Genomic DNA, 2389 nt, shown 5'->3' with positions numbered 1-2389 from the left:
TTGGCGGTCTGGTATGGGGTCTGGGCTCGAAACCACCCGAAGCGATCCGGGCTGGTCGGACGGATTTCCGAGTCTGCATTGATGCCCGACGTTGAGACCGATCACGAGATCCAAGTGACGATGAGTGGATATCTCGTTCCAAAGCCTCACCTGGTGCGAATTACGCTGACGAACCTTGGGCCGAACGACCTGGTCCCATCCGCGTTCGAGGGCGGATACCTCCGCTGCATCTCGCCAACCCCGGAAGCCCCCGATGAGGCTGCGCTCCGCTACACCATGGTGCCGATCGCGATCCTTCACACGAGCTCGCCATGCACCATCGTGTACCCGAAGGGTCAGACCATAGGCGTCGAGCTGACACCGTGTCAGTTGCGCGTCGGGGAAACGGTGACCATCACCTTGATCATCGCCGGCAAGCCCGACTTCACGTGGGAAGACCGCCTGGCGGAATTCACTCTTCAGGCGATCAAGGGCGAGAGGCCGGCAAGCTTCGAGCTCTCCGTGGACCTGCCCCTGATCGGCGCCGTTCCAGTCACTTGGCGTCGAGCGCGACCGTAGTCGCGGCTCGCCAGGACCGTGTGCCTAGCTGGGCGGCAACTCGTACCGATACCGGATGGGCTTGAGCCGAGACTCTTCGGCTATCCAGTCACGCCACCAGCGCGCGTCGCCGCCGTTGGTCTGCACCGCGCCGTCGGCCTCGCGCCACCATGTGATGCCATCTACTACGTACAGGTCCGACACGATCGGCTCGCGGGAGTTCAGCACCTCGCCGATCGTCAGCTCCACCTTGGTCGCGGCGCCGGACGAACCCTTGACCTCCACGCGGCGGACCTCGGAACCCTTCGTTACTTCCAGGTCGTACGCCTTTGATGAGCCGGTGTACTCGATGTCGTAGTCCTCGGCCTTGTAGGCCGCCCACGCCATGTTCACCGCGTGCCACTCGATCGCGCTACGGACCGCTGAGTCCGCGATGTACCCGCTGCCGCCTCGCTTTCCAGCCTTGCCTGGCGTCGTCCCGGCCGTCGGACCCGGCAGACCGCGTAGGTCGTCCAAGGAGAGGAGCTCAAGCACTTCGACTGGCATCTTCACGAGGTACGTCTGCTGGGCACGCAGTTCCCGCTTGTCGCTGAACTGGAACGGGAAGTAGAGCGTGCCCTCGGGGTATTGCCCTTCGAGGTCGGCCTGGATCTGCCGCAGCTCCGACTCGAGCGCTCGCGCATGGCTGAGAAAGACCGGGTCGGCCAGCGGTGTATAGCTCACGAGCGGCATCCGCCAAGCGGGGCGGGGCACGAGGCTGCCACTCGCGCGGCCGACCGTGCCGTGCGCCTGCCAAGAGATGTCGGTGTCCTCGTAAGCACCCGTCGCCTGGGACCAGCCGACGATGGCCGGCTCGCCCGCGAGCGTCTTGTGCCAATGGAGCACGACGTCCCCCGGCTGTACGTACGTGACCAGCTCGTATCCCCAGTACGGTCGCCCCTTGCCATCGGTCATCGGTGCGAAGAGGTCGGCACCAAGGTCCTCGCGTTCGGTGATCTCCATCCAGAAACGCTGATCCGGATCCGACACCCACCACTCATTGATCGCCACGGGCGACATCTTGCCGGGAATGCGCGCCTGTCGGGACCCGTGCAGCCGGGGCAGTAACCAGGTTTTTAGAGGGTGATGGTCGCGCCCGGCTCCTCGCCGGCGGTCCCGGCCTTCTTGGCCTCGCGCGCCTCCTTCACGCGCTTCAGGCGGGCAGGCGACTGGTAGACCTCGTCCAGCACCTCCGACATGAGCGCGATGATCTCCTCGGCGTCGTCTTTGGTGACCGGGTCCGTGAAGTCGCCGTGGGCCATGCCGTTGCCGAAGTGCCGAACCTCGTGCGCCTGCTCCTTGGTGTGCTTGCGGATGTGCCCCCCGTCCGCCAGCGCCTCGATGCGGCTGAACAGGTCCTTGCCCTCCGCACCYTTGTCCTTCGCGGTGGCCTCGATGACCGCGCGGGCGAGCGCACCGACGGCGCGGTAGGCGCCAGAGCTGAAGCAAAGCGTGGCCTCCGTGGCGGCCTGCCCGATGTGCTCCGGCACGTCGGGGAACTGCTGAGAGTCGCGGCGACGCGGGACGAAGTATGGCTGCCGCCACGACCGAGCCTGGGCAGCACTTTCGTCTGCCTTACCCGCGTTCCCTCCGGAGTACTCCCAGACGATGATCAGGCGCTCGCAGTTCGGGCACTTGTACGCCGCTTCGGTCACCATCTGGCCCGCTGCCGTGTCGATCACGAACATCGGTGACACCGCTTTCAAGTGGACGAGCCGCCCACACCAGCCGCAGTCTGTGCTCGCCATGTCAGGAGCCTACTGACCTGCGCCGACACGACACGCGGGTATGGGAAGAGCCGGGCACCCTAAGG

3 protein-coding genes are annotated in these 2389 nt (G+C 65.6%); 1 reads left to right on the top strand and 2 read right to left on the bottom strand.

What is annotated here, in order from left to right:
- Window positions 1–558: hypothetical protein (locus AC1DUQ_RS20805; RefSeq protein ID WP_477074524.1), on the top strand; the 558-nt coding region annotated here is incomplete at its 5' end.
- A 24-nt stretch (window positions 559–582) separates the two neighbouring features.
- Here AC1DUQ_RS20805 and AC1DUQ_RS20800 read toward each other — a convergent pair.
- Together AC1DUQ_RS20800 and AC1DUQ_RS20795 are read right to left on the bottom strand one after the other, a co-directional pair.
- Window positions 583–1587 carry a protein NO VEIN domain-containing protein gene (locus tag AC1DUQ_RS20800; protein ID WP_477074523.1) on the bottom strand — a complete coding sequence of 335 codons (1005 nt, stop codon included), beginning with the start codon at window positions 1585–1587 and terminating at the stop codon, window positions 583–585.
- Between the two features lie 65 nt (window positions 1588–1652).
- Window positions 1653–2264, bottom strand: coding sequence for a DUF4145 domain-containing protein (locus AC1DUQ_RS20795; protein WP_477074522.1), 612 nt, complete (start codon window positions 2262–2264; stop codon window positions 1653–1655).
- Window positions 2265–2389: the final 125 nt, after the last annotated feature.

It is taken from the genome of Cellulomonas sp. P4_B5_2 (assembly GCF_056402235.1).
The sequence above is the reverse complement of the archived record's forward strand: the minus strand, read 5'-3'. Positions and strand labels throughout refer to the sequence as shown.